The sequence below is a fragment of the Halalkalibacter nanhaiisediminis genome (assembly GCF_007830185.1).
Classification (GTDB): domain Bacteria; phylum Bacillota; class Bacilli; order Bacillales; family Bacillaceae_D; genus Halalkalibacter; species Halalkalibacter nanhaiisediminis.
The window spans coordinates 42,359-69,295 of the sequence record NZ_VLKZ01000004.1; the positions used below are offsets into that span (position 1 = coordinate 42,359).

Annotated in this window: 26 protein-coding genes, 1 riboswitch and 1 other annotated feature; of the genes, 17 read left to right on the top strand and 9 right to left on the bottom strand. The window is 39.4% G+C overall.

What is annotated here, in order from left to right:
- Positions 1-105 precede the first annotated feature (105 nt).
- Positions 106-217, top strand: a riboswitch (SAM riboswitch).
- A 158-nt stretch (positions 218-375) separates the two neighbouring features.
- Positions 376-1,581 (top strand): methionine adenosyltransferase, encoded by a 1,206-nt coding sequence (metK, locus tag IQ10_RS07760; protein ID WP_144449926.1) that lies wholly within the window; start codon positions 376-378, stop codon positions 1,579-1,581.
- A 143-nt stretch (positions 1,582-1,724) separates the two neighbouring features.
- Positions 1,725-1,880, top strand: a complete 156-nt coding sequence (locus tag IQ10_RS07765) for a DUF1540 domain-containing protein (RefSeq protein WP_144449927.1) — start codon at positions 1,725-1,727, stop codon at positions 1,878-1,880.
- Between the two features lie 225 nt (positions 1,881-2,105).
- Here IQ10_RS07765 and IQ10_RS07770 read toward each other — a convergent pair whose 3' ends face one another.
- Positions 2,106-2,648, bottom strand: coding sequence for a gamma carbonic anhydrase (locus tag IQ10_RS07770; protein WP_144449928.1), 543 nt, complete (start codon positions 2,646-2,648; stop codon positions 2,106-2,108).
- A gap of 107 nt (positions 2,649-2,755) precedes the next feature.
- Between IQ10_RS07770 and IQ10_RS07775 the strand changes: the two genes are divergently transcribed.
- On the top strand, positions 2,756-3,538 hold the full coding sequence (locus tag IQ10_RS07775) for an alpha/beta hydrolase (RefSeq protein ID WP_144449929.1): 783 nt from the start codon (positions 2,756-2,758) through the stop codon (positions 3,536-3,538).
- A gap of 171 nt (positions 3,539-3,709) precedes the next feature.
- Positions 3,710-4,765, top strand: coding sequence for a tetraprenyl-beta-curcumene synthase family protein (locus IQ10_RS07780; protein WP_144449930.1), 1,056 nt, complete (start codon positions 3,710-3,712; stop codon positions 4,763-4,765).
- Positions 4,766-4,888: 123 nt separating this feature from the next.
- On the opposite strand, the gene IQ10_RS07785 is transcribed toward IQ10_RS07780, so the two are convergent.
- The 3 genes from IQ10_RS07785 to mnmL form a co-directional block, all read right to left on the bottom strand.
- On the bottom strand, positions 4,889-5,446 hold the full coding sequence (locus tag IQ10_RS07785) for a beta-class carbonic anhydrase (protein ID WP_144449931.1): 558 nt from the start codon (positions 5,444-5,446) through the stop codon (positions 4,889-4,891).
- A gap of 63 nt (positions 5,447-5,509) precedes the next feature.
- Entirely contained in the window at positions 5,510-6,082 is a 573-nt protein-coding gene (gene mnmM, locus IQ10_RS07790; RefSeq protein WP_144449932.1) for a tRNA 5-(aminomethyl)-2-thiouridylate-methyltransferase MnmM, read from the bottom strand.
- Positions 6,079-7,032 (bottom strand): tRNA modification radical SAM protein MnmL/YtqA, encoded by a 954-nt coding sequence (mnmL, locus tag IQ10_RS07795; RefSeq protein ID WP_144449933.1) that lies wholly within the window; start codon positions 7,030-7,032, stop codon positions 6,079-6,081. The genes mnmM and mnmL overlap by 4 nt, the downstream gene beginning before the upstream one ends.
- Positions 7,033-7,210: 178 nt before the next feature.
- Positions 7,211-7,436: a binding site (T-box leader), on the top strand.
- Positions 7,437-7,540: 104 nt separating this feature from the next.
- On the opposite strand from mnmL, the gene leuS reads away from it, so the two are divergent.
- On the top strand, positions 7,541-9,964 hold the full coding sequence (gene leuS, locus IQ10_RS07800; protein WP_144449934.1) for a leucine--tRNA ligase: 2,424 nt from the start codon (positions 7,541-7,543) through the stop codon (positions 9,962-9,964).
- Positions 9,965-10,155: 191 nt separating this feature from the next.
- Here leuS and IQ10_RS07805 read toward each other — a convergent pair whose 3' ends face one another.
- On the bottom strand, positions 10,156-11,424 hold the full coding sequence (locus IQ10_RS07805; protein ID WP_144449935.1) for a BaiN/RdsA family NAD(P)/FAD-dependent oxidoreductase: 1,269 nt from the start codon (positions 11,422-11,424) through the stop codon (positions 10,156-10,158).
- Positions 11,425-11,633: 209 nt separating this feature from the next.
- On the opposite strand from IQ10_RS07805, the gene IQ10_RS07810 reads away from it, so the two are divergent.
- From IQ10_RS07810 to IQ10_RS07825, 4 genes are all read left to right on the top strand, one after another.
- Positions 11,634-13,274, top strand: a complete 1,641-nt coding sequence (locus tag IQ10_RS07810; RefSeq protein WP_144449936.1) for a putative polysaccharide biosynthesis protein — start codon at positions 11,634-11,636, stop codon at positions 13,272-13,274.
- 194 nt (positions 13,275-13,468) lie between these two features.
- Positions 13,469-14,623, top strand: coding sequence for a putative lipid II flippase FtsW (gene ftsW / locus IQ10_RS07815; protein WP_144449937.1), 1,155 nt, complete (start codon positions 13,469-13,471; stop codon positions 14,621-14,623).
- A gap of 37 nt (positions 14,624-14,660) precedes the next feature.
- On the top strand, positions 14,661-15,839 hold the full coding sequence (rodA, locus tag IQ10_RS07820) for a rod shape-determining protein RodA (RefSeq protein ID WP_144449938.1): 1,179 nt from the start codon (positions 14,661-14,663) through the stop codon (positions 15,837-15,839).
- A gap of 221 nt (positions 15,840-16,060) precedes the next feature.
- Positions 16,061-16,771 carry a pseudouridine synthase gene (locus IQ10_RS07825; RefSeq protein ID WP_144449939.1) on the top strand — a complete coding sequence of 237 codons (711 nt, stop codon included), beginning with the start codon at positions 16,061-16,063 and terminating at the stop codon, positions 16,769-16,771.
- Between the two features lie 52 nt (positions 16,772-16,823).
- On the opposite strand, the gene IQ10_RS07830 is transcribed toward IQ10_RS07825, so the two are convergent.
- Complete coding sequence (locus IQ10_RS07830) at positions 16,824-17,042, bottom strand: DeoR family transcriptional regulator (RefSeq protein WP_199757402.1); 219 nt, start codon at positions 17,040-17,042, stop codon at positions 16,824-16,826.
- A gap of 302 nt (positions 17,043-17,344) precedes the next feature.
- Between IQ10_RS07830 and pepV the strand changes: the two genes are divergently transcribed.
- On the top strand, positions 17,345-18,757 hold the full coding sequence (gene pepV / locus IQ10_RS07835; protein ID WP_144449940.1) for a dipeptidase PepV: 1,413 nt from the start codon (positions 17,345-17,347) through the stop codon (positions 18,755-18,757).
- An 88-nt stretch (positions 18,758-18,845) separates the two neighbouring features.
- On the opposite strand, the gene cysK is transcribed toward pepV, so the two are convergent.
- A complete protein-coding gene (cysK, locus tag IQ10_RS07840) occupies positions 18,846-19,781 on the bottom strand; it encodes a cysteine synthase A (protein WP_144449941.1) in 936 nt (311 codons plus the stop codon).
- Between the two features lie 194 nt (positions 19,782-19,975).
- On the opposite strand from cysK, the gene thpR reads away from it, so the two are divergent.
- The 5 genes from thpR (at position 19,976) to IQ10_RS07865 (ending at position 23,093) form a co-directional block, all read left to right on the top strand.
- On the top strand, positions 19,976-20,533 hold the full coding sequence (thpR, locus tag IQ10_RS07845) for an RNA 2',3'-cyclic phosphodiesterase (RefSeq protein WP_144449942.1): 558 nt from the start codon (positions 19,976-19,978) through the stop codon (positions 20,531-20,533).
- On the top strand, positions 20,530-20,898 hold the full coding sequence (locus tag IQ10_RS07850; protein ID WP_144449943.1) for a CidA/LrgA family protein: 369 nt from the start codon (positions 20,530-20,532) through the stop codon (positions 20,896-20,898). Before thpR ends, IQ10_RS07850 begins: the two co-directional genes overlap by 4 nt.
- Positions 20,895-21,581: an LrgB family protein gene (locus tag IQ10_RS07855; protein WP_144449944.1), complete on the top strand. Its 687-nt coding sequence runs from the start codon at positions 20,895-20,897 to the stop codon at positions 21,579-21,581. Before IQ10_RS07850 ends, IQ10_RS07855 begins: the two co-directional genes overlap by 4 nt.
- Before the next feature lie 63 nt (positions 21,582-21,644).
- Entirely contained in the window at positions 21,645-22,646 is a 1,002-nt protein-coding gene (locus IQ10_RS07860; RefSeq protein ID WP_144449945.1) for an NERD domain-containing protein, read from the top strand.
- Between the two features lie 129 nt (positions 22,647-22,775).
- Positions 22,776-23,093, top strand: a complete 318-nt coding sequence (locus tag IQ10_RS07865; RefSeq protein ID WP_437177676.1) for a type II toxin-antitoxin system HicB family antitoxin — start codon at positions 22,776-22,778, stop codon at positions 23,091-23,093.
- 201 nt (positions 23,094-23,294) lie between these two features.
- Here the strand turns inward: IQ10_RS07865 and purU are convergent, their stop codons facing one another.
- The gene (gene purU, locus IQ10_RS07870) at positions 23,295-24,164 is read right to left on the bottom strand and encodes a formyltetrahydrofolate deformylase (RefSeq protein ID WP_144449947.1); all 870 of its coding nucleotides are present in this window, start codon (positions 24,162-24,164) and stop codon (positions 23,295-23,297) included.
- A gap of 658 nt (positions 24,165-24,822) precedes the next feature.
- Between purU and IQ10_RS07875 the strand changes: the two genes are divergently transcribed.
- Positions 24,823-25,602 (top strand): phosphotransferase family protein, encoded by a 780-nt coding sequence (locus tag IQ10_RS07875; protein WP_144449948.1) that lies wholly within the window; start codon positions 24,823-24,825, stop codon positions 25,600-25,602.
- A 98-nt stretch (positions 25,603-25,700) separates the two neighbouring features.
- Here IQ10_RS07875 and IQ10_RS07880 read toward each other — a convergent pair whose 3' ends face one another.
- Positions 25,701-25,952: a YtzH-like family protein gene (locus IQ10_RS07880; RefSeq protein ID WP_144449949.1), complete on the bottom strand. Its 252-nt coding sequence runs from the start codon at positions 25,950-25,952 to the stop codon at positions 25,701-25,703.
- Between the two features lie 219 nt (positions 25,953-26,171).
- On the opposite strand from IQ10_RS07880, the gene trmB reads away from it, so the two are divergent.
- Positions 26,172-26,822 carry a tRNA (guanosine(46)-N7)-methyltransferase TrmB gene (gene trmB, locus IQ10_RS07885; RefSeq protein ID WP_144449950.1) on the top strand — a complete coding sequence of 217 codons (651 nt, stop codon included), beginning with the start codon at positions 26,172-26,174 and terminating at the stop codon, positions 26,820-26,822.
- The last annotated feature ends 115 nt before the right edge of the window (positions 26,823-26,937 follow it).

Consider the following 26,937-nt stretch of genomic DNA (forward strand, 5'->3'; position numbering starts at 1 on the left):
TTGAGTGATTAACTTCATCAGACTTATCGTCATGATTGAACCTTGTGTTGAGTTTACAGGTTGACACGAGGGGGGATGTACGATATGATGTGCATCATACGGATACTCTTATCCTGAGTAGGCGGAGGGACAGGCCCGACGAAGCCCAGCAACCGACACTTATTGCCATGAGTGAAAAGGTGCTAACCTGCAAGGCATTAGCCTTGAACGATAAGAGGCGAAAGGTAAACATTCAACCCTTTTCCTCAATGGAAAAGGGTTTTTTCGTTTATATACGTCTTTAACAGGAAGGTATCTCCCATTCGGTGGGACATGAGTGCCGTCTCAAAGAAAGGTACATGCTAGAGATAGCAGTGTTAAAGGAGGAAAATAATCATGCTAGAGAAGAAAAGTCGTCGTTTATTTACATCAGAATCTGTAACAGAAGGGCATCCAGATAAGATTTGTGACCAAATTTCAGATGCCATCCTAGATGAAATTTTAAAGAATGATCCGAATGCACGTGTTGCGTGTGAAACGTCGGTAACGACAGGTTTAGTGCTTGTAGCGGGTGAAATTACAACAAGTACGTATGTAGACATTCCGAAAATTGTTCGTGAAACGATTAAAGGAATTGGTTATATTCGTGCAAAGTATGGCTTTGATTATGAAACAAGTGCTGTTTTAACATCAATTGATGAACAGTCTGCTGATATTGCACAAGGTGTTGACACGGCACTCGAAGCACGTGAAGGGCAAATGACGGATGAAGAGATTGAAGCAATTGGTGCAGGTGACCAAGGTTTAATGTTCGGATATGCAAATAATGAAACAGAAGAGTTAATGCCACTTCCGATTTCTTTGAGCCATAAGATCGCGCGTCGTTTAACAGAAGTTCGTAAAGAAGAAATTCTTGATTACCTTCGTCCAGACGGAAAAACGCAAGTAACAGTGGAATATGATGAAGATGGTAAACCAGCTCGTATTGATACAATTGTGATCTCCACACAGCATCATCCAGAAGCAACACTTGAGCAAATTCAAAGTGACCTGAAGGAACAGGTTATAAAGCCAGTTGTTCCAGCAGAATTAATTGATGAAAATACAAAGTATTTCATTAATCCAACTGGACGCTTTGTTATTGGTGGTCCTCAAGGAGACGCTGGTCTAACAGGCCGTAAGATTATCGTTGATACGTACGGCGGCTATGCACGTCATGGTGGTGGTGCATTCTCTGGTAAAGATGCAACAAAAGTTGACCGCTCAGGAGCATATGCAGCACGTTACGTAGCGAAAAATATTGTAGCTGCAGGACTTGCTGATAAGTGTGAAGTTCAACTTGCTTATGCAATTGGTGTTGCTCGACCAGTATCAATCTCTGTTGATACATTTGGAACAGGAAAAGTATCGGAAGAAACACTTGTAACGCTTATTCGTGATAACTTTGACCTACGTCCAGCAGGTATTATTAAAATGCTTGATCTTCGTCGTCCTATTTATAAGCAAACAGCTGCATATGGTCACTTTGGCCGTACAGATGTTGATCTACCTTGGGAAAAAACAGATAAGGCTACTACTTTAAAAGAACAAGCAGGTCTTTAATGACAAGAGAGAAGCCCCTAAAATCGTGAAATTCGATTTAGGGGCTTCTTTTAGTTGAATGGACTCGTAGCGCTCCATTTACCTTAAGTATGTAGATGAGCCGAACTGGTTAAGCTATTTGTAAGGAGAGGGGGTGACTTAATATGGCGAAAGATGTATTGTGTGAAGTAAATAATTGTACGTATTGGAAAAGCGGTAATCAATGTGAAGCCGATCGAATTTATGTAGTTAGTCACAAAGGAGAGCGAGCTAATCGTACGGAAGAAACAGATTGTAAAACATTTGAACCATTGGGGTAATAGCAGAAGAGAAGAGCGATTCACTCGCTCTTTTCTTACCTTTAGTATTGATAATAATAATCACTATTATTCATTTTTTGTTTTATTTTTTGCAAAAAGTTGGTTCTTTCTTGGTTGGACAGAAAAAAATAAAGCCATTCATCCTAGGTTTAAAGCATAATCTCATGAATGATTTCTATGAAAAGAAAAAAGTCCTGATGTATTGACAGGACTTTCAGACAAGCATCATATTCTGCTTTCTTTATTTTGTAATGCTTCTGCAATAACTTTCTTATAATGTTGCCCTTTTTCAACGTATTCGCGACGAATGCGAGCCATATCTTCTAAGTCCACTTGTTTAAGCTCACGAACGACTTGTGCTGGTCTACCAAAGGCTAAGCAATTTGGAGGGATTTTCTTACCTGGTGGAACAAGACTTCCTGCTCCAATAAAAGCACCCTCACCAATTTCAGCACCATCAAGCACAATTGACCCCATCCCAATCAATGCATTCTTTTTGATCGTACAACTATGAAGCATGACTTGATGTCCGACTGTCACATCATCCTCTATAATCAGTGGATATTTTGGACTTTGATGAAGCATAGATTGATCTTGGATGTTTACTCGTTTTCCGATTACTGTAGGCGAGACATCACCGCGAATGACAGTTTGAAACCATATGCTCGATTCATCCCCAATCGTAACGTCTCCTGTGATGGTTACCCCATCAGCAATAAAAGCGCTTTCTGAAATCGTAGGATATTTGTTCTGATACGGATAGATCATTGTTACACATCCTTTGCGTTTAGTCGAAAAATCGCTATACTTATTTTAACGCAAAGTTGGCAGTCATGCTTCTTCTTTTCAAAAAGAAGCGTTAAGGGGGAATGAACATGTGGAAATGGGAAGTAGATGAGCCAAGAGGGGTTGTCGTCGTTGTACATGGTGCTGGTGAGCATCATGCAAGATATCAGTGGCTCGCAAAGAAGTGGAATGATCATGGATTTGAAGTGATTATGGGAGATTTACCTGGGCAAGGTAAAACGAGAGGAAAAAGAGGTCATATCCAATCTTTTAATCAATATTTAGATACAGTAGAAGGATGGCTAGATGAAGCGAGACAAAGAGAGCTTCCTATTATTCTTTTAGGCCATAGTATGGGCGGTCTTATAGTCATTCGTACGTTAATGGAACGTAATATAGCATTGATTAGCGGCGTTATTTTATCGTCTCCGTGTTTAGGATTAAGTCAGCCTCCAACAAAGACAAAAGAGATGGCAACAAAGCTGTTGCACCGCATTGCTCCAACAGTCAGTGCGAACTCTGGTATTAAATCTGAACATGTGACGCGAAATGACGAAATTCGAGCGGCCTATTTAAAGGATGAGCTACGGGTGACAAAGGTTTCTGCGAGATGGTATCAAGAATTAACAAAGGCGATACGTTTAGCCAACCGTTATCCTGAGAAGTTTCCAGACATTCCTCTCCTTGTTTTACAAGCGGGCGATGATTTACTTGTCAATAAATTCGATGTTCGCGATTGGTTTGACCAATTGTCGGTAACAGAGAAGTATTATAAAGAGTGGGAAGGACTTTATCATGAGGTTTTTAATGAGCCAGAGCGTGAAGATGTTTATAGGTACGCAATTGGGTTTGTGAATCTCCTTCTTCCATAATATAATCGCAAAGCTACTCTCCATGAAAAAGAGGGTGGCTTTCTCTTGGTCTTATCTAGTTTAATAAAGCACCAATTTTTTTCAATCTTATGTTCAAATGATGTCCATTGTTGTCGGTGTCTATTTATGCTAAGGTACTAATTGTGTATATATACGGAGGAGGAATACCTGTTGAACGTCCCGACAAAACCAATCCCATTACTTATAAATATTTATCGTGAGGTCATTCCGACGGTTCATCGCTATTTTAATCAATGGAAAGAAAAGGCGAAAACAATACCAGACCCAGAACTTCGCTCACAGGCACAGGATGCGCTAGAGAAAAAGGCGTTTCATTGTGAGGGCGGTGGCGTATATGGTCTTGTTGCTAGAGACCGCTTCGATGATCTGATTCAGTTTATTATCGCTTACCAAATTACATGCGATTATTTAGATAATTTATGTGACCAGAGCCCTGCGCTTGACCCAAATGATTTTCGTTCTCTTCACCAGGCGCTTCTTGATGCGCTAACGCCAGGAGCAACACCAAAAAATTATTATCAGTATCGTAAGGAGCAAGAAGACGGTGGGTACTTGCATGCTCTTGTTCAAACCTGTCAGGATATTCTATCGACGTTTCCTTCATTTGATAAGGTTCAAGCGAGTATGCTAGAACTAAGTGGATACTACGGAGATTTACAGGTCCATAAGCACGTGAAAAAAGAGGAGAGAATACCTCGTCTTGAAGCGTGGTTTGAAGAGCATCGCCATAAGGTGCCTGAGATGACATGGTTTGAATTCTCTGCCTGTACGGGCTCGACTCTAGGAATCTATTCACTAGCAACCTATGCGACAAAATCTGATTTACCAGAAGAAACGGCTGCTGTTATCAAGAGTGGCTACTTCCCATGGGTGCAAGGACTCCATCTTCTGCTCGACTATTTTATAGACCAAGAAGAAGATATTGCTGACGATGAATTAAATTTTTTATTTTATTATGACAGTGAAGAGCAAATGATTGAACGATTCCGTTTCTTTGCTGATCAAGCTGAAAAGAGTTTATCAAAGCTACCTGATCCAGAATTTCATCGAATGATGAATCGTGGGATGATTGCACTCTACATTGCTGACGAAAAAGTTCAAAAAGATAAGGAAATGAAAAAGAAATCAAAACAAATGATCAAAACGGGTGGATTATCTACCGCAATCTTCTATTTAAATACCTGGATGTTCCGTCGGGGAAAATAACATATCAGCTAGGTACAGTAAAAGGGGGGATAAGCCGTGGCGGCTTTCCCCCTTTTTCGTTAGTATGTTAAGAAGAGCTATTAGACTGAAGCTAATAGCATTCTTTCATGTGATTTATTTCATTTAATAACCGTTGACTACTAAATCTAATTTCCCTGTTTCAGGACTAATCACAAGTCCGTGTACAGGAATACCTCGAGGAAAAAGTGGGTGGTTGTTGATCATGTCTACGCTGTTCTTCACATTATCTTCAACTTTTTGGAAGCCAGTAAGAAACTTATTGATGTCGATACCAGAGTATTCAAGCTTCTCGATTAAATCCATATCGACTCCGCGTTCTTTTGCTTTCTTAAGAATTGTACTAGCCTCCATGCCTACCATCCCGCAACCATGGTGTCCAATAATCATCACCTCGTCTGCTTGAAGGGCATAGATAGCCACCAGTATACTGCGCATAATACTACCATAAGGGTGAGAGATAATAGCGCCTGCATTTTTAATAATCTTTGCATCTCCGTTTTTGATATTTAATGCATTTGGTAGAAGTTCAAGTAAGCGGGTATCCATACATGTTAAAATGACGACTTTTTTGTCAGGGAAATTTGTTGTTTGGAATCGTTCATATTCTTTTGTGTCGACGAACTGTTGATTGTGTGTTAATACGGTATCTAATAATGTCACGTTAAACCCCTCCAATTTAAGTGTATTTTCTCATTTTTAAGTGAAAAATTGTTTTGTCTGGAACTACCTCTTCTCAATTGCGATAACAAATGGGGGATTGTTTGCTTGATTAATGAATTCATATTTTAATACGTGGGCCATCCGCTGGTCGATTTGTTCGACAAATGTGAGTACATGATCTTTCTCGATTTGGCCTTCTTCATGGCCGTGATAGATCACTAAAACAATTGTGCCACCTTTTGGCATAAGGTCGAGCAATACGCTAATAGCTGCAAGGGTTGAAGTGGGTTTCGTCACAATGGTTTTATCACCGCCTGGTAAATAACCAAGGTTAAAAATCGCTGCTTTAATCTTTGACTGACTTTGCTTAGGAATGGTATCAAGAACATGTTCATGGCCAATTTGAAATAACGTCACACGATCACCAAGCTTTTCTTCATTTAGCCTTGTCGTCGTGCTAGATATTGCTTGTGCTTGAATATCAAAACCAAAGACATGTCCATTTTCACCAACAAGCTTGGCAAGAAAAATGGTATCATGTCCATTGCCGACAGTGCAGTCAATGGCACAATCACCAGGTTGTAGAACGTTTTCAATTAGAAAACGAGCAAAGGGCAAAACGCCGAGTACTTTCATCGTATTTGAACCTTCTCTTTCTGATAATATTTCCCTTGCCAACTATTTCGACGAACAAGTTCTGCTTCAATCGCATTTAATACAGACCATTTGTTCATACTCCACATTGGTCCAATCATCAAATCAGCTGGACCGTCTCCTGTTAGACGATGAATCATCATGGTAGGTGGAATGATTTCGAGTTGGTCGACGACGAGATTGATATAGTCTTCAAAGCTCATTAGTTCAACTAATCCTTTTTCAAATTGCTTCACCATAGGTGTCTTCTTTAAAAGATGAAGAAGATGGATTTTAATGCCTTGTACGTCCAGTTTCGCAACTTCTCTAGTTGTTTCCATCATCATGTTGTGGTCTTCAAGAGACAGACCGTTAATAATGTGAGCACAGACACGAATACCATGCTTACGCAACTTTTTAACCCCTTCTACATAACAGTTGTAGTCATGGGCACGGTTAATGAGCAGAGCTGTGCGTTCGTGAACGGTTTGCAGGCCAAGCTCCACCCAAAGGTAGGTGCGTTTATTGAGCTCTGCTAAATATTCAACGACGTCATCAGGTAAGCAATCGGGCCTTGTTGCAATCGCAAGCCCGACAACACCCTCTTGTTGCAAAATTACTTCATAATACTCCTTTAATGTCTCAACAGGCGCATAGGTGTTTGTGTAGGCTTGAAAATAGCCGATGTATTTTCCAGACTTCCATTTCTTATGCATACGCTCTTTAATCGTATGAAATTGGGTGACGAGGTCATCTTTTCGATCGCCTGCAAAATCGCCAGAGCCTCTCTCACTACAAAATGTACACCCACCGAAAGCAACATTCCCGTCGCGATTTGGACAATCAAAGCCAGCATCAAGCGGAATTTTGAAGATCTTTTCGTCAAAGTGATCACGAAGGTGCTGATTCCAAGAATAGTAACGTTTATCTCCAAACCAATTATGTTCGATCAAATGATATCACCTTTCTTTTTCATGCTTAACAATCATTTTAGCACGCTAAGGAGGGAACACCAAAGACACGATTAGTAGAACTTGAGTGAAATGACTGTTTTTTTAGGATTCTACTTAGCAAGATAACGACACGGCTTGACAGTGTACGTACGAATTCATACAATACAAGTAAGTTCATATGCTGACGTAGAAAAGGATTAGTAGTCATAATTGGGAATCAAGAGAACTGACGGGTGGTGCAAGTCAGTCGAACAAATATGATGAACTCACCTTAGAGTTTTGAAAGTGAAAAGAGTAGTAGCTTTCAACGGGTCACGTCCGTTATACGTGAAGAGCGAATGAATAGTTGATAATTCATTAATGTGGGTGGTACCGCGGGAAGTATATAGACTCTCGTCCCTGACAACATTTTATGTTGGGGACGGGAGTTTTTATTTTTTAAGCATGAACACTCAGGTGCTTATCGTCAAGTGAACAAAATGGCTAGGAAACAGGAGGATGAAAAGCAATGTCATTTTCACATCAACAAGTAGAGAAAAAGTGGCAGAAATATTGGGAAGAAAATAAGACGTTTCGTACAGGAGAAGATGATGCAAAGCCGAAGTTCTATGCACTGGACATGTTCCCTTATCCATCTGGAGCAGGTCTGCATGTAGGGCATCCAGAAGGCTATACAGCAACGGATATTTTATCACGTATGAAGCGTATGCAAGGCTATAATGTTCTTCACCCAATGGGATGGGATGCATTTGGTTTACCAGCAGAGCAGTATGCACTTGATACAGGAAACGACCCTGCCATTTTTACGAAGCAAAATATCGATAATTTCCGTCGTCAAATTAAAGAGCTTGGTTTCTCCTATGATTGGGATCGTGAAATTAATACGACAGATCCTGGCTATTATAAATGGACACAGTGGATTTTTACGAAGCTATATGAAAAAGGACTAGCTTATGTTGATGAGGTAGCGGTTAACTGGTGTCCAGCACTTGGAACAGTTCTTGCGAATGAAGAAGTCATTGATGGGAAAAGTGAGCGCGGTGGACATCCAGTTGAACGCCGTCCAATGAAGCAATGGATGTTAAAAATTACGGCATATGCAGATCGCTTACTTGAAGATCTTGAGGAGCTTGACTGGCCTGAGAGCATTAAGGATATGCAGCGCAACTGGATCGGACGCTCTGAAGGGGCTGAAGTTACATTTAAGGTTGATGGGCACGATAATGAGGAAGTGAAGGTGTTCACAACTCGTCCTGACACGCTTTTTGGTGCAACGTATATGGTGCTAGCTCCAGAGCATAAGCTTGTTAATGTGATTACAACCGCAGAACAGCAAGAAGAAGTAGATAGCTACAAGGCGAAAGTAGCAGCGAAAAGTGATTTAGAGCGGACGGAATTATCAAAAGATAAAACGGGTGTCTTCACTGGTGCATTTGCTGTGAACCCTGTGAATGGTGAGAGTATTCCGATTTGGATAGCGGATTATGTCCTCGTTAGTTATGGAACAGGGGCGATTATGGCTGTACCTGCTCATGATGAGCGTGACTATGAATTTGCAAAGAAATTCGACTTGAACATCCGTGAAGTTGTTGCTGGTGGAAATATTGAGGAAGAAGCATACGCTGGCGACGGGGAACATGTGAATTCTGACTTTTTAAATGGGCTTGGTAAGGAAGCGGCAATCCGCAATATGATTGACTGGCTTGAGGCCAACCATTACGGTAAGAAGCAAATCACGTACCGTCTACGTGACTGGTTATTCAGCCGTCAGCGTTATTGGGGTGAGCCAATTCCTGTCATTCATTGGGAAGACGGTACAATGACAACGGTGCCTGAAAGTGAGCTTCCGCTGGCTTTACCGATAATGAAGGAAATCAAGCCATCGGGCACAGGTGAATCACCACTTGCCAATGCAACTGACTGGATTGAAGTAACGGACCCACAAACGGGTATGAAGGGTCGTCGTGAAACGAACACGATGCCACAATGGGCAGGAAGCTGCTGGTATTACCTTCGTTTCATCGATCCAAATAATACAGAAGCTTTAGCAGATCCAGAGAAGTTGAAAAAATGGCTTCCTGTTGATATTTATATTGGCGGAGCAGAGCATGCTGTTCTTCACTTGTTATATGCGCGCTTCTGGCATAAGGTTCTTTATGATATCGGTGTTGTCACAACGAAAGAGCCATTCCAAAAGCTCTATAACCAAGGGATGATTCTTGGGGAAAACAACGAGAAAATGAGTAAATCAAAGGGTAATGTTGTGAATCCTGATGACGTTGTAGCAAGTCATGGTGCGGATACATTACGCTTGTACGAAATGTTTATGGGACCACTAGACGGTTCAATTGCTTGGTCTACAAATGGTTTAGATGGGTCACGTCGTTTCCTAGATCGTGTATGGCGTCTTTTTGTTGACGAAGAAACAGGTGAATTAAGCAAGGCGATTCAAGATGTCCCTGCCGAAGAAAGCTTTGCACGTGTGTATCATCAATCTGTGAAAAAGATTACAGAAGATATGACAGAGTTGCGTTTCAATGTAGCCATTTCGCAAATGATGGTCTTTATTAACGAAGGCTATAAGCAAGATGTATTGCCACGTGACTTGATGGAAGGCTTCGTGAGAATGTTATCCCCAATCGTGCCACACTTAGCAGAAGAGCTATGGGAGAAGCTTGGTCATGCAGAAACAATTTCTTATGAGTCTTGGCCAACATTTGACGAAGCGATGCTAGTTGAAAATGAGATTGAAGTCGTTGTACAAATCAACGGTAAAGTAAAAGCGAAGCTAGTCATTCCAGCTGACTCTAGTCGTGAGCAAATGGAAGAAGTCGCGAAACAGGATGAGAAAGTTCAAGAAGCGATCGGTAATAAAACGATTCGCAAAGTCATTGCTGTTCCAGGCAAACTAGTAAATATCGTTGTAGGGTAATGGATAAGAGGTCGACTCGAACGTTGAGCCGACCTCTTTTATTCGTCTTAAATGAACAGAATTGTTCATAATGTGGATTGTTTTGTGGATAAATAAAGTTATTCACAAGTTAATCAGCGTAAATGAAAATGTTTTGTCGATTTTTGAAATCGTTGTGGATAGTTAGTGTTGGTCTGTTGAAACTGTGGATATTAGTTGTGAACAAGCTGTTCTGCTGCTGCTTTTCCTGCTGTATAACCTGTGGAAAACGCACATGTAATGTTATAACCACCTGTGTATCCATGAATATCAAGCACTTCTCCGCAGAAATACAAGCCTTTCTTCTTTTTTGATTGCATCGTTTTTGGCTCAATTTCTTTAATGGAGACACCGCCCCCTGTTACAAATGCTTTTTCAATCGAGAGTGTCCCGTTAACATTGATCTCAAAATGCTTACAAATTTGTGCAAGAGAGCGCCAGACCTCATGAGAGACTGTTTGGGAGATAGCCTGTGTATCAATAGCCAACTTCTCATAAACAAATAATAAAAATCGTTCTGGTGCAAAACCTTTTAGATTATTTTTTAATGATTTCTTAGGTTCTGCTTTCGCGCGTGCTAACAACTGTTGGAAGATGTCTTCTTCAGAGTACTGAGGAAATAAATCGACCTCCATCTTCAAGGTGTTTGTCTTAAACTTTTTTAGAGCCTTTACGACATATTGACTACAACGCAGTGCTGCTGGACCAGACAAGCCAAAATGAGTAAAAATCATATCGCCATCATGCGTTTTTATTTTCTTGCCTTTTGGGTTAAACACAGTTAACTCAATGTCACGCAACGATAGCCCTTGTAATGATTTATTTTTAATAAATCGTTCGTTAGACGTAATCGGCACTTCTGTCGGATATAACTCTGTAATTGTGTGTCCCGCTTTTTCGGCCCATGGATAACCGTCACCTGTACTTCCAGTGTGAGGAACTGATTTTCCACCTGTTGCAACAATGACAGCAAATGTTTTAATGAACTCACCATTTTGCAAAATCACTTCTGATACAGCTTCTTCTGTATATTTAATCGTCTTTACTGCTGTATTCGTCCGAATGTGAACACCGAGTTTACGTACACGGTTTAATAATGTTGAAACGACTGTCGTTGCTTTGTCATTTACAGGAAACATTCGTCCGCGATCTTCTTCCTTCAATTTAATTCCGAGCCCTTCAAAAAATTGAATAATATTCTCGTTGTTAAAAACAGAAAAGGGACTATGCATAAAACGGCCGTTTCCTGGTATATGGGCAATGAGTTCGTCAATATCCATTCGATTCGTTACATTACATCGTCCTCCACCAGATATCGCTAGTTTTCGTCCTAGCTTGTCACCTTTATCCACAAGAAGAACCCTCGCCCCATGTTCAGCAGAAGCGATCGAAGCCATTAAGCCGGCAGGTCCACCACCGATGATGATGACGTCGTAGTTCATAATGTATTCACCTCATTAAAGGATGTTTAAAAATGTTTGACGATTTAAACATCACGAATTAGTACTTGCGCATCTTTCTCTATCAGATACAGTAGCATGTTTCTTTAGAAAAAGGAATGATGTGATAGGCAAGCAATCATCGGATGACTGTGGTAAAATGCAAAAGTAGTTTAACAAACACATGAGTATGATGAAAGAAGGAATCGTGGATGGCAGATTCAAAATTAATGCGCGGTACCATGGTGCTTAGCGCAGCTACACTTGCTTCAAAAATACTTGGACTTATTTATTTGTTCCCATTTACAGCGATTGTTGGTCAAACAGGGATTGCCCTTTATAATTATGGATATTTACCTTATACAGTGTTGCTAAGCTTAGCTACACTAGGTGTTCCACTTGCTGTTTCAAAATTTGTGTCGAAATATAATGCATTAGGAGATTTTCATACTGGTTATCGACTTTTTAAATCGGGTCTAGTGATTATGTCGATTTCAGGATTTATTGCATTTCTCATCCTTTTTATGTTAGCACCTGCAATTGTTCCATTGGTTATTACTAATCCTTCTAGCTTAGAAGGAAACTCTTTTAACGACATCGTGTTTACGATTCGAATGGTTAGTGTCGCGCTCATTATTGTACCGATTATGTCTATAATCCGTGGATATTTCCAAGGCTTTCAATCAATGGGACCAACAGCTGTTTCCCAGGTGGTTGAACAAATAGTTCGGGTAGTGTTTATTTTAGCGATTACGTTTGCAATTGTTCAAATCATGAATGGAAGCACAGGGCTTGCAGTAGGCTTTGCTGTATTTGGAGCTTTTATTGGAGCATTAGGCGGGCTTGTTGTTTTACTAGTCTATTGGTTTAAACGAAAAAAATATATTTTAAAACAAGTAGAAGAAAGCAGGACGAATCATCAGCTCTCGCTTCCGGCGATGTATAAGGAATTAATTGCTTATGCCTTACCATTGTCATTTGTTGGTTTGGCGATTCCGTTGTTTCAGCTGATTGACATGGTAACCTTTAATCGAACATTACAGGGGATTGGCTATACGCAAAGTGAAGCTGAAACATTTTTTGCTGTATTTTCAGGGACAGCTCATAAAGTCATATTAATCCCGATGGCACTTGCAACAGCGTTATCGATTACATTGGTTCCAACCATTACGAAGTCGTTTACAAACAATGACAGGGATTTATTGCAACGTCAGATTACTCAGACGTATCAAATTATCCTATTCTTAACGATTCCTGCTGCAGTTGGATTGTCTGTTCTTTCGTATCCTGTATTTGCGACGTTATATGGAGTCGATGATGTAGCGATCGGTGGATATATTTTGCGTTACTATGCACCAATTACGTTTTTCTTTTCTTTATTTGCCGTTACAGCGGCCATTTTACAAGGGATGAACAAGCAAAAATTCGCGATTATTGCGCTACTTGCAGGTCTTATTATTAAATTAGTTACAAATACATGGATGCTTACGTTATTTGGACCATTGGGAGGGGTAGCGGCGACATTCTTAGGTTACATCGTTTCGATTGTGATTACGGTTTGGGCGATCGGTAAGTATGCAGAATTTCGTTATGATTTAATTATCAAACGTGGTTTGCTCATTCTATTGTTTGCTTTTATCATGGCAATTGGAACAATTGTTATCAATCTCGGGATGCAAACTCTTTTGCCATTAACATCGTGGCTTCATGCTCTTCTTGTTTTACTAATCAGCATTTGTGTAGGAGCCGTCATCTACTTATATCTAGGCTACAGGTCAAACTTAGCTGGTCAAATACTTGGAAACCGGTTTAAATTTTTAAATAAACAAAATAAGCATCAACATGAATCATAGATCGGAAAGATACATTCTCTTACGTTTATAAAAAGAACTATATTAGGAAACTTTAAAGGGAAGGAAATGTTTCTAAGATTCGACAAGTGTTGGCAGTGAAATCCTCTTTTGCTCTCATATGTCGTTTGATATAATAAAGCAAGCTACCAACAGCAAAAAAGGTAAAAAAATGGCTGGGCAGGTTGGAGGACGCGATGAATTATTCATTTCGAAAAGATAACGATTGGTTGCTAATCATCATAACGTTCCTCTTGGCTGGGTTCGGTTTGTTGATGGTATTTAGTTCTAGTTATGTTTGGGCAATTGATCGTGCTCAAGGTGACCCTTACTTTTTTATACAGAGACAGATTATGTGGTTTGGACTAGCTGTCTTTGCTTTTCTATTTGTCATGCATTTCCCATACAGGCATTATCAAAAGCTTTCGCCTATTATCATTGTGCTGGCTCTTCTTTCGTTAGTGATGGTGAAAATACCAGGGCTTGGAGAAGAGATTAACGGGGCGACACGATGGATACGTATTGGACCACTTAATATCCAACCATCGGAGTTTGTCAAAATAGGGATGATTATTTATCTGGCTCAAGTCTATTCTCAAAAGCAAGCTTATATTGATCAATTTGTACGGGGCGTTATGCCTCCACTTGTGATAGTAGGTTTTGTATTTGGTTTGATTATGTTACAGCCAGATCTTGGTACAGCCACTTCGATTTTAATGGTAACGTTCCTTATGGTCTTTTTCTCAGGTGCAAAATGGAGACATTTAATCGGATTAGGGGCTGTAGGAGCTACGCTTTTCATTGTTTTTGCATTGTCTGCTCCTTATCGAGTCGAGCGATTAACGTCCTACCGCGATCCATTTGCTGATCCATGGGATAGTGGATTGCAGTTAATACAATCTTATATCGCAATAGCGCATGGTGGGTTAAGTGGAACTGGTCTTGGGCAAAGTGTCCAGAAATTACTTTACTTACCTGAGCCTCATACAGATTTTATTTTAGCGATCATCGCAGAAGAGCTTGGTATTTTCGGCGTTTTATTTGTGTTAGTAGCGCACTCTATTATTTTGTTTAGGGGCGTTATAATTGGATCTCGTTGTAAAAATCCGTTTGGCAGTTTGTTAGCTTTTGGAATTGTGTTTCAAATTGCAATTCAAGTGATCTTTAATGTTGGAGCGGTTACGGGTATGTTACCGATTACGGGAATTCCCCTTCCGTTAGTAAGTAATGGTGGATCATCGCTTTTAATTACGCTCAGTTCGATTGCGATTTTAGCAAATATATCTCGATATAATATTCGTCAACAACGATTAAAGGAACAAAAGGAAGGGACGCAGCTTTCGGCTTCATAGAAGCTTGAGAGCTGTTTTCTAATAGAAGGTGGAGGCAATGGAAGAACGTAAATCAGGCTTTCAGCAGATTGATTACACACTATTATTTCTGCTGTTTGTACTCATGTGTTTTAGCTTACTAGCAATTTACAGCGGGTCTGGCCAGTATTATAGTGGTGATCCTTCATACTTTGTTAAGCGTCAAGCCATATGGTATGTGATTGGATTTGTTGTGCTGTTTGGAATGTTGATCATAGATTATGACATCTTTAAAAATTTTTCATATTTGCTTTATGGAATAGGAATGACTTTGTTGCTTCTTGTTTCGTTTTCACCATTAGGTATTTTTCGAAATGGGGCAACGTCGTGGTTAAATCTAGGTGTTACAGAGATTCAGCCGTCAGAGTTTATGAAAATATTCTTGATTCTAGCTATGTCGAATCTTCTTTATCATATTACGGTCGATCGACGAGGAAAAAATGATATAAAATCAGATTTAATCATTGTCGCGAAAGTTTTTGCGATTTTTTTTCCTCCATTTATCTTGATATTACAAGAACCTGATCTTGGAACTGCATTGGTCATCATGAGTATTTTGGCAACGATGCTACTTATGTCAGGAATTTCATGGAGGATTTTGTTAGCTCTTGGTGCATGTGTGATATTCGGAGTAGTCATACTGGTTTGGTTATATTTTAATTACTTTGATATCTTTTCAATCTTTATTAAAAGTCATCAGCTTGATCGCTTTTATGGATGGCTTAGTCCCTATGAGTACTCAGCTGGATATGGCTATCAACTAGTTGAGGCATTAAAAGGGATTGGATCTGGTCAACTTTATGGTAGTGGGTACTTACAAGGTGTGCAAACTCAAAGTAATAGTGTCCCAGAACTTCATACAGACTTCATTTTTGCGGTCATTGGGGAAGAGTTTGGATTTATTGGGGCAACCATTCTTATTCTCACCTATTTTCTTATTTTTTATCGAATGATTATTATTGCTTTAACGTGTAATAACTTGTATGGAACGTATGTCGTTTCTGGAGTCATTGGATTCCTTGTCTTTCAAATATTCGAAAATATTGCCATGACAGTCGGTCTAATGCCTATTACAGGTCTGGCACTACCTTTTGTCAGTTATGGTGGAAGTTCATTATTAACAAATATGATTGCTGTTGGAATAGTCCTTAATGTAGGAATGAGAACGAAAAATTATATGTTCAAAACCGAAGATTAAAATGAATGGATTAGTTCTTTAGTGTAATGGTTTGAAAATTTATTGTGTTGTGATGAAGAAATAATGTAAGAGAAGAGTGACTTTTAAGGACATGCCCTGTCCCACACTAGAGTTAGGATGTTGGGTAGGGGCTTAGATGATGAGTCACTCTTTTTTTCTTATCTAGAGATTTGAAAAAGTAATGAAGGACTGAGTGAAAGTGAAAATGGAAGGTGAAGTAAATGAGAATAGATAAGTTACTTGCAAATATGGGTTATGGTACGAGGAAAGATGTAAAGAAACTTTTAAAAGGAGGGATTGTCCGAGTAAATGATGAGCTTGTGAAGGACGGCAAAGTTCACGTGAATCCTAAAGAAGATTCGGTGACTGTACAAGGAGAACTTGTTGAATATAAACCATTTATCTATTTGATCATGAATAAGCCGCAGGGTGTTATTTCAGCAACAGAAGACATGGAACATAAAACAGTCATAGATTTGCTTAGAGAAGAACATTTCCTCTATGAGCCATTTCCTGTCGGTAGGCTCGATAAGGATACAGAGGGTTTACTTTTGCTCACAAATGATGGTCAATTTTCTCATGCATTAATGTCGCCCAAACGGCATGTACCAAAAACGTATGTAGCAGAAATACTAGGAGAAGTGAATGAACGTGATATTGAATTATTTAAGCAAGGAGTGACACTTGAGGATGGCTACACGACTAAGCCTGCTGAATTAATTATTAATAAGCAAGCGCAGGTATCTGAGATTACACTAACGATTACAGAGGGAAAGTATCATCAAGTGAAACGGATGTTTGCAGCTGTCGGTAAAAAAGTGACCTTTTTAAAAAGAATAAAAGTGGGTGAGTTAGTCCTTGATCCCACGCTTGAACGAGGGGCGTACCGAGAGTTAACAGAAGAGGAATATGATTTATTAACACGTAAATAGTAAAACAAGAAGCTAACCTCGGGTAAGAGACTAGCTTCTTGTTTTATTCATATTATGAAACGTGTGTTTTCTTTTTCGTAACGCTCCACTTGCCACGTGCAGGGCTTTCAACAAGATTATTGTACTCTAAAACATTTAAATCTCGTTGAATGGTCCGTTGGGTTATACCGAATTCTTCAACCAGTTCATTCGTTGTGACGGTTTCCCTTTGTTTAATATAGAGATAGATGGACTTAATGCGAGTCAGCATACGATCAGTTGAAGTTTTCAAAAAACCACTCCTTCTTCATAATCATGACTAGGTCCTTATGCACATTCTACATATTGAAGTGCAAGCTCTTGCAGACACTATAGAAGATAAAGGCATGTCAGAGGGATGCTATGACCAGTACCCGATCTTTTATGCAAGTTGCAATAATCGATTTAGAAAGGTAAGGTTGTAGTGTTTCTTCTAGTAGTACGATACAGTGGCAAATGCTTTATTCCCCCGACGCTTACATTTTACAATAATTCACTTAATTAAGCAAAGCTCGTAAACTTTTATTAAACGTAATATACGAATGGAGATGAACGATAAAAGTGATAAATTGGAAAAAAGAAGTGGAGAAAAGACAAGAACAAATCATTGCAAAAACCCAAGAGTTTCTGCGTATTAATAGCGTTTTAGACGAATCTACGGCCTCTGAAAAACAACCTTTTGGAGCAGGAATTAATGAGGCGCTTACTCACATGTTAAAAACAGGTGAAGATTATCATTTTTTTGTTAAAAATTTGGATGGTTATGCAGGTATTATTGAATATGGTAAGGGAGAGGAGAGTGTCGGAATTCTCTGTCACCTCGATGTTGTTCCAGTTGGTGAAGGGTGGACAACTCCTCCGTTTTCTGCAGCGATTCGTGATGGGCGTATTTACGCAAGGGGAGCAATTGACAATAAAGGGCCGACGATGGCAGCATTTTTTGCGTTAGCCATTGTAAGTGAATTAGATTTACCTTTATCAAAGCGTGTACGCATGATTTTAGGCACGGATGAAGAGAGTCAGTGGCGTTGTGTTGACTACTACTTTAAGCATGAAGAAATGCCGACGATTGGATTTGCTCCAGATGCAGATTTTCCAATTATTCATGCTGAAAAAGGAATTGCAGATGCTAGTTTAAAATGGTCTTATCAAGTAGGTCAAGATTCGCAAAATGTGACGCTATCTCGTTTTCATGCTGGTGAAAGATTTAATATGGTTCCAGACAAAGCAATAGCGACATTAATTGGAGATCGGGTGTATCTAGATAAAATAGAAGAAGCGTTTAGAAAGCACCTTCTTCAAAATAGACATAATGGCACGGCAACATTTGAAGAACAGACATTAACTCTTACATATGAAGGGATTTCTGCGCACGGCTCAACTCCTGAAAAAGGGATAAATGCTGGTATTGAGCTGGCGACTTTTCTTTCTGAGGTTGATTTACAGAGTGAGGCGAACGACTATCTTGCATTTGTTGTAAAGAATTTACTTGGTGATTGTAGCGGTAAAGCATTAGGAATAGCCACTCGTGATGATGTATCTGGTCCGTTAACTGTGAATGCTGGGTTATTTAGTTTTGACGGGAAGGAAGCGAGCATTGGGTTAAATATTCGCTATCCTGTTACAGCATCAGGTGAGCAATGCTTGGGTACATTACAATTAACCGCAAAAAAACATAGTGCTACATGTATAGTTTTAGATCATATGGAACCGAATTATGTTGAAGCTGATCATTCGCTTATTCAAACACTTCAAGCTGTTTATGAGCGTCAAACAGGAGAAGAAGCAACGCTGCTTGCAATCGGTGGCGGGACATATGCAAGGTCGCTTGATACAGGTGTGGCTTTCGGACCGATGTTTCCAGGACGTGAGGATGTGGCGCATCAAAAAGATGAATATATCGACATTGATGATTTACTTAAGGCAACGGCTATCTATGCGGAAGCCATTTATGAGTTAGCTAAATAAGTTAAAGGCGGTGGATGTGGTTCCACCGCCTTTTCTCTAAAAGATAAGTATAAAAATTGATGATGCTAAGGAGCATCAATTTTCTCAATTAGTCTTCAAATTGGAATAAATCTGTTGATAAATATCGTTCCCCTGTATCACAAGCAATTGCAACGACAACATCATCAGGGCCAAGTCGCTTAGCAACTTCTAGGGCAGCAAAGCAAGCTGCTCCAGAAGAAGGTCCAACTAAAATACCTTCTAGTCTTGCTAAATCGCGAGTAATACGATAAGCATCTTCATCTTCAATCTTGAAAATCTCATCATACACTTCTTCATTTAAAATCGGTGGAATAAAGCCAGGGCTGGTCCCAACAAGCTTGTGCGGGCCAGGTTGGCCACCTGATAAGACAGGAGATCCCGCTGGTTCAACTACATGAACGGTTGCCTCTGGATAGAATTTTTTTAATTCTTCGCCTGTTCCAGTAATCGTTCCGCCTGTACCAGAGGCTGCAACGAATGCGGAAAGAGGTTTGTTGATCTCATCAAGAGCTTCTTTAATTTCAACAGCAGTTGTATGGCGATGAGCTCCTGGGTTAGCTTCATTTTCAAATTGCATTGGCATATAGCTATTAGGAATGTCACGAACGAGCTCATGCGCTTTTTCAATTGCCCCAGGCATTTTTTTATCGCCTTCTGTTAAGACGACTTCAGCTCCGTATGCTTTTAAAAGGTTAATTCGTTCTTGAGACATCGTATCAGGCATGACAAGAATGGCTCTGTAGCCTCTAGCTGCAGCATTCATCGCTATTCCAATACCTGTATTTCCACTAGTAGGTTCAATGATCGTTGAACCAGGCTTAAGTAAACCAGCTTTTTCAGCTTCAATCATCATATTAAAAGCCGCACGGTCTTTTACACTTCCACTCGGATTTTGCATTTCCATCTTGAGATAAACCGTTGCTCCGTTTGGAACAGTTACTCGGTTTAAACGTACAAGTGGCGTTTTTCCAATTAGTTCTGCAATATTGTTTACAACAGTCATTAACTACACTTCCTCTAAATTAAATTAGGTCTATTTTAACATACAATGAATTGTATTTCCTAGTTAACGAATAGGGATAAAAAAGAAAAGTGTAAATGGAAATAACAGAAAAAAGGTAAAAATAAAGACATGTCCAAAATGATTCGCTACAATGGATAAATGATCTTTTTAAAGGATGGTGTATTGATATAGATATGAAAGCACATTACTTCTTAGCGATTCCTGTCCCAAGGCAGGTACAGTCAGAACTTATTAGAGAAGCGAGAGAGAATGAAAAGCTTCCGTTTAAACGTTGGGTTCATCCAGACGATCTCCATTTGACTCTCATATTTCTTGGAGATTGCACACATTATCAGCTTGCGCAAATAAAAGAAAAGTTGGAAAATCCAATAGGTAACTGGATGAGTTTTCCAATAGAACTCTCTACTTACGGTATATTTGGACACCAGTTACAGCCTCGAGTTTTTTGGATGGGTGTGAAGGATCAGCCGAAACTGCATGCCTATCGTGAGAAGGTCTTTCAAATGTGTCAAGAGATAGGGTTTTCTCTTGATCCTCGTCCGTTTGCCCCGCATATCACTCTTGCTAGGAAATGGGCTGGAGAAAAGGATTACGTAGAAACTCTATTCGATCATAGGAGTCTGAGTCAAATAACATGGCAGGTGAACGAAATCGTTTTATATGAAACCCAATTTAATGTAGAGCCGAAATATAAAGTTGTCGAGACATTTCGTTTTGGTGGGGAACAATGAAATGGATCATCATTATTATTCATATTTTAGTCTTGTCTATTTTTTATATGATAGGTGAATGGATTCAGGAAACCTTTCATTTATTCATCCCAGGAAGCATTATAGGCATGCTTTTATTATTTACTTTGTTAGTGACAAAGGTGCTTCCTGTTCGTTTTATCGAGCAAGGGACACATCTTATTTTACAGCATATGCCGATTTTGTTCTTGCCAGTTACAGTAGGGACGATTCAATTTCTAGATTTATTTGCAGGAAAGGGAATCTTGTTAATTGTGATCGCCTTAATGAGCACGATCATGGTCTTTCTTACTTCAGGCTGGATGGCTCAAATTTTAGCAAATAGGAAGGAGGGAGAAAAATTATGACAATCATTACGGCTATTTTTTCTATTGTTATAACCCTCGTTGTTTACCTTATTGCAAAAGCCTTTTATAAAAAGTACCCTTATCCTTTTACTGTGCCAGTATTAATTGCAACGATGATTCTAATAATTTTACTACTTGTTTTTCGGATTCCTTATGAAACGTATTATATAGGTGCAGAGTGGATTGAGAAGCTTTTAGGTCCAGCTGTTGTAGCACTTGCTTATCCTTTGTATCGGCAAATAGAAATGTTAAAGCGTTATTTTGTCGTGATTGTTCTTAGCGTAGGAACAGGTGCTGTTGTTGGAATTATCAGTGGAATACTGCTTACGAAGTGGGTTGGTTTTGACCAATCATTCGTTTCTTTACTTGTCCCTAAATCCGTAACAACACCTGTGGCGATGGAGATTGCGACAACTCTTGGAGGGAATGCTTCTCTTGCAGCTGTGCTGGTGATGGTAGCAGGGATAGGGGGAGTCGTACTTATGCCTTATTTTTTTAAGTGGTTTAAGATTACAAATGAGTTTGGTAGGGGCATTGGGGCTGGAAGTGCTTCTCATGCGATTGGAACAGCGAAGGCCCTCGAAAACGGAGAACGTGAAGGGGCAGCTAGTTCTGTTGCGATGACACTTAGTGCAATTGTCATTGCGGTAATCGGTCCTATGCTCTTCTTTCTTTTCTACTAGAAGCTATGCTATGATCATAAATAAAAAGATAAACGTAACGGCTAAACATTTGGAGGGATAAGCGTGGCTCATTTAATCAAATTAGAAGATTATATATCTCGTTATCAATTTGATTTACACCGCTATCCAAGTCAATATTCAAGGATGAAAAAAGAGCGTTGGTATTATGTGAAATCGGATTGGGAACAGTTTCAATTAGATTCGGTCAATGGTGATACTAAAGAATATCAATATGATGAGGTTTTAGAAGAAGAGCGCGGTTTGTTGGCACAGACCTTTGAACGTATCAAAAGATGGACAAAACGGAACCGAGATCAAGTGGAAATTGTAGACATGAATGATCACTCAAGGTCAATTGCAGATGAACGCATGAAAAATATGACATTAGAACAGCTAAAGCAGTCATTTTTAGATGATTTGTTTTACTCTCAATTAAGATGGGCTAGCTCTTCTTTGGTTGAGGAATCGTCTATAGATCCGCGTTACAAAAGAGATACGTGGCTACGTTTCTTTGCTCAAAAAGTACCAGACAATTACTTTCTGATGTATAAACCAGTGTTTTTTATTAAGAAGGCACCAATTGAGTTAGATATTATTCTCATTAGTCCGACTGAAATTATCTGTGTCACTATCATAGAAGGACAAGAACATAGCGTCTTTGAAGCAAGTTCTGATCGATTTTGGACTGAGTATATTGATGAGACAAGAAAAAAAAGAATTAGTCCGCTCCTTTCTTTATCGCGAATGACAGGAGTGATACGAGAGATAATAGACGATGCAGAGCTATCTTTTCCGATTCGCAAAGTCGTCCTTTGTCCTACTAGTATTATTGATAATAAGATGCAAGGAGCAAATGTTGAGTTAGTTGATCGAAGAACATTTGATTCTTGGCAAACTCGTATCATCAAACATCCGTCTCCACTTAAGCATCAGCAAATGAAGGTAACGGCAGCATTGCTTGAGCATTGTCATACGGTTTCTTATCAGTTTGAGGATAGTCAAATCGCTGATGAGGAAAGTGAGCAAGAATCTTTAGAAAAGAATGAAAGTCAAGGTTTGAAATAACGAACGAATATCCGTATAATAAGCAAGGCAGCTTCATAAATCCCTGTACGATGTATGGGGATTTTACTTTTGGATAAAACGAAATCTGAGTGATTTGGTGATAGAGAACATAAAGGAAGGAGAGGTATGTTGAATAGTACGAATCAGCCTTTTGGAGAGGGCTATAAACCAGAGAATTTCAGATGGAGAGTTCGTAGAGTATCAAATTGGATGGGAAGCCAAGAAATGATGATTGAATTAGATGAACTTGAAGGGTGTGTCAGCTTTGGAGATACACTACGAGAAGCAAAAAAGGGATTAAAAGAGTCTCTTTTTCTATGGATTCGTCATCATGGTGAGCAGCAACTACCAGATATTCGCTCAGGTGCTCATCTGATTATTCTTGATTCACCGATGACAGATGAAGAATTTGAGTATATCAATACAGAACTAAAAAAATTAGATTAAAAAATCGTCCCTCTTATTTTGAAGGACGATTTTCTTTAATAAGATAAGAAAGAAAATTCGATGAAGTCTCGCGCAAGCAGCCTAACCGCTCGAGGTCATTTCAGCCTACGATTGGTTGCCTAAAATCTGGTAACACATTGACAGGCTTCTAATGCTTGTAGCGGCTGACCAAGGCGCTTGCACTTTCTTATGCGCATGAAATTAAAATACGACTGTTTTGTTGCCGTAGACAATAATTTGATCATTTGAATGCCATGTAACCGCACGGGCTAAGGCAATTCTTTCAACATTACGTCCAGCAACTCGTAGTTGCTCTGCTGTGTAGCGATGATTGACGCGTAGTACATCCTGTTCAATAATAGGTCCTTCATCCAAGTCATCTGTTACATAGTGAGCAGTAGCTCCAATTAATTTTACGCCACGTTCAAATGCTTTAGCATAAGGGTTGGCACCGATAAAAGCAGGGAGAAACGAATGATGAATATTAATTATTCGTTTAGGAAAGGCTGCGACAAATGTTGGTGAAAGAATTTGCATATACCTGGCAAGTACAATGAAATCGACTTCATATTCATGAAGAAGATCAATCGCTTTTTGCTCGGCCTCTTTTTTCGTCTCTTTTGTGACTGGAATATGAATAAAAGGTATGCCGTATGCCTCAACTGCCTCACGTTGGTCCGCATGATTACTTATAACAAGCGGAATGTCGACAATAAGCTCACCAGCGCGCCACTTCCACAATAGTTCTAATAAACAATGATCTTCTTTAGAGACAAAGATCGCCATCTTCTTTTTACGTGATTCTAGCTCCATTTGCCATTCCATTTCAAATGTGTTCGCAACAGCTGCGAATGCTTCTTTCACTTGGGCGAACTTAAGTCCGTTCTCAAACAAATCAAATTCAACCCTCATAAAAAACATACCACCTGATGGATCGGTTGAGTATTGATCGGATTGGACAATGTTGGCATTATGTTCGTGTAAAAAAGTCGATACAGAAGAGACAATTCCTGGGCGATCATGACAAGAAATTAATAATCGTGCACGTATTGGTTTCGTTTCGTGTAACATTTTTTTCCTCCAGTTTATTCGATCCCTTTCTCTCTTTTACTCACAAGAATGAGGGTAATGAGCGGTCCTGTTCCTTTGCTCAATTTGGATAAAGAAACAAGGTTCTTCTTGCTACATAACAAGAGGAAAAAGGTGCTTTCATCATTGAAGCAAAAGAACCATCCATTTGTCAATTATCGATTGCGATAAGTTTTATTGATAAATTTTTACAATAATTGAGTTAATGGGAAAAATCGGCAGTTTAAGAGCGGGGGCAAGGTGTAGGGTGGTAAGTAGTCATTGACGATCAGGCAGCATCTCTGATAACATTATACAGATTAGATATGGCTAATGAGTTGGTCATGTCAATGGAGATATTTGTATGTATAAATAAAACGGGGGCAGAGCCTTGCGGTTGCAGCTCTGCTTTCGTTATTTTTCACGTTAGGATCATATAAATTTTTGAACGTACTGTTATCGATCGTTCAATAGTTGAAATCCTAAGGGATAATGGCAACTAAGGCTGTCGCTGCTACGACTTGTCGAAAAGTCCAGCTTTGTTAATAGTATGTCTTACTTGAAATGACGTAGGTAAATGGCGAAAAATGCGATATACTGTTAAAAGATGTAGATCTTTATAAATGCGGATTGCTAGTTAAAGAAATTGAGGGTGAATTGGGTGGAATTTTTTTTAGGAGACGGCTGGAGGGTTCAACCAGCAGGAGGCGCAACAGGTGAAGCATATATAGCCCAGCAAGGTGAACAAACCGTTTTCCTAAAACGTAATTCGTCACCTTTTCTTGCCGTACTTTCAGCAGAAGGAATTGTTCCAAAGCTACTCTGGACAAAACGCCTTGAAAATGGAGATGTGGTGACAGCTCAACGCTGGGTGCAAGGGCGAGAACTAAAGGCTTATGAAATGAAAGAGAACCGTGTTGCCGCGCTTTTAGCCAAAATACATGGTTCAAGTGAATTGCTCGATATGTTTAAACGGATTGGAAATGAGCCTTTAACACCATATGTGATTGTTGAGAATCTTCGTCGTCAGCTTCAAGAACATCACATTGAAGATGATATAATTGAGCGCGGGATGAGTTATCTGCTTGATACGTTAGAGCAAGTTCGTTATGAACATGTCGCTGTATGCCATTGTGACATTAATCATAACAATTGGATCCTTGATGAAGAAGATCAACTTTACTTAATTGATTGGGACGGAGCGACAGTTTCTGATCCAGCTTTAGATTTAGGATTGCTACTATATTCATACATTCCAGAGCCTGAATGGGAATTATGGTTAGAGGAATATGGGTTATCCTTTGGCGAATCATTAAGAGAGCGAATGCACTGGTACGTTGTTTCTCAAACGATTTCGGTTCTGCTGTGGCATTATGGAAGACAACAATATGAAGAAGTAGAACAATTAAAGGATTATATTCAAAGTCTTTTAAAAGACTAATCAGACTCGCCGCTTGAAATGGAGCGGTGAGTCTTCTCTTTGTCTAAGTTAAAAGCGAAGAGACAATTTCCTGGGGAATGAACCATGATGCCGTCGAATTATTCAGTTGAAAAGGTACCTAGCCATTGGTCGACATCAGCTTGTTGAAATGGCTCATGATTTATCTGATGTATTTGTTGAATTTGGTCTAATGTTTGATGGACAGCAGGGTCAAGGTTTGTGTCGGCTGCTAGAGAGGAAACGAGTCGTTCAATTTGTGTAGCTTCTCCATTGGTCATGTATTGTTCTGCTGCTTGATTTTGTAAGAGATCTTTAAGTAGCCTTAATTTATCTTGAGATGTGAGAGGCATATGTTGTATACACTCCTTTAAAAAATCAATATAGTGTAGCTATAGCATGCTTGAGTAACGGACTGATTATACATCGCAGGGTTGATATTTTAGGAAGAGTAAGTTTGGTTGTTCGACATGTTCTTTTTTAATCAATGATGTAGTTTTAAATTTTTAATATACAATTAAGGTTTTGCAACATATAATATCTGTTGGGAAGATAGAAGAGGAGTGGTTTAGGTGCGTTTGCGTCACAAACCTTGGGCAACGGAAGAATTGGAGCGTCATCCACATATCGTGATCCAAAACCCAAGTCAACACAAAGGTAAATGGAAAGAATTGTTTGGTAATGATCATCCAATACATGTGGAAGTAGGAACTGGGAAAGGTCAATTTCTAGTCGGGATGGGAGTCTTACATCCAGATATTAATTATATCGGTATCGAAAAGTATGATAGTGTCTTACTAACCGCTATGGAACGAGTGAAGGAATCAGAGCAACCCAATGTAAAATTTTTAAATGAAGATGTTGGTGAGTTACTTGATTTTTTTTCGGATGAGGAAATTGATCGTGTATACATTAACTTTACCGATCCATGGCCAAAAAATCGCCATGAAAAACGTCGCTTGACATATAAAGGTTACTTACGTTTATATGAACAGCTCTTAAAAAGAAATGGTGAAGTTCACTTTAAAACCGATAACCAAGGCTTATTTGAATATTCATTGGAAAGTTTCGCTAACTACGGTATGACTCTTCATCAAGTTAGCCTCGATTTGCATCGTAGTAATTACAAAGGCAATGTCATGACAGAGTATGAAGAAAAATTTTCGAAAAAAGGGATGCGCATCTACCGTTGTGAGGCGCAATTTCGCAGTAGAAAGAATTGATTGAGAAGGTTTGAACGAACTAGATTTCTAGCGTTCAAGCCTTTTTCATTTGAAAAAGAGTGTACAGGATTTTCCCTCCTCTATATCGAATTAGTTAATGAGTCATAGGAAGAGG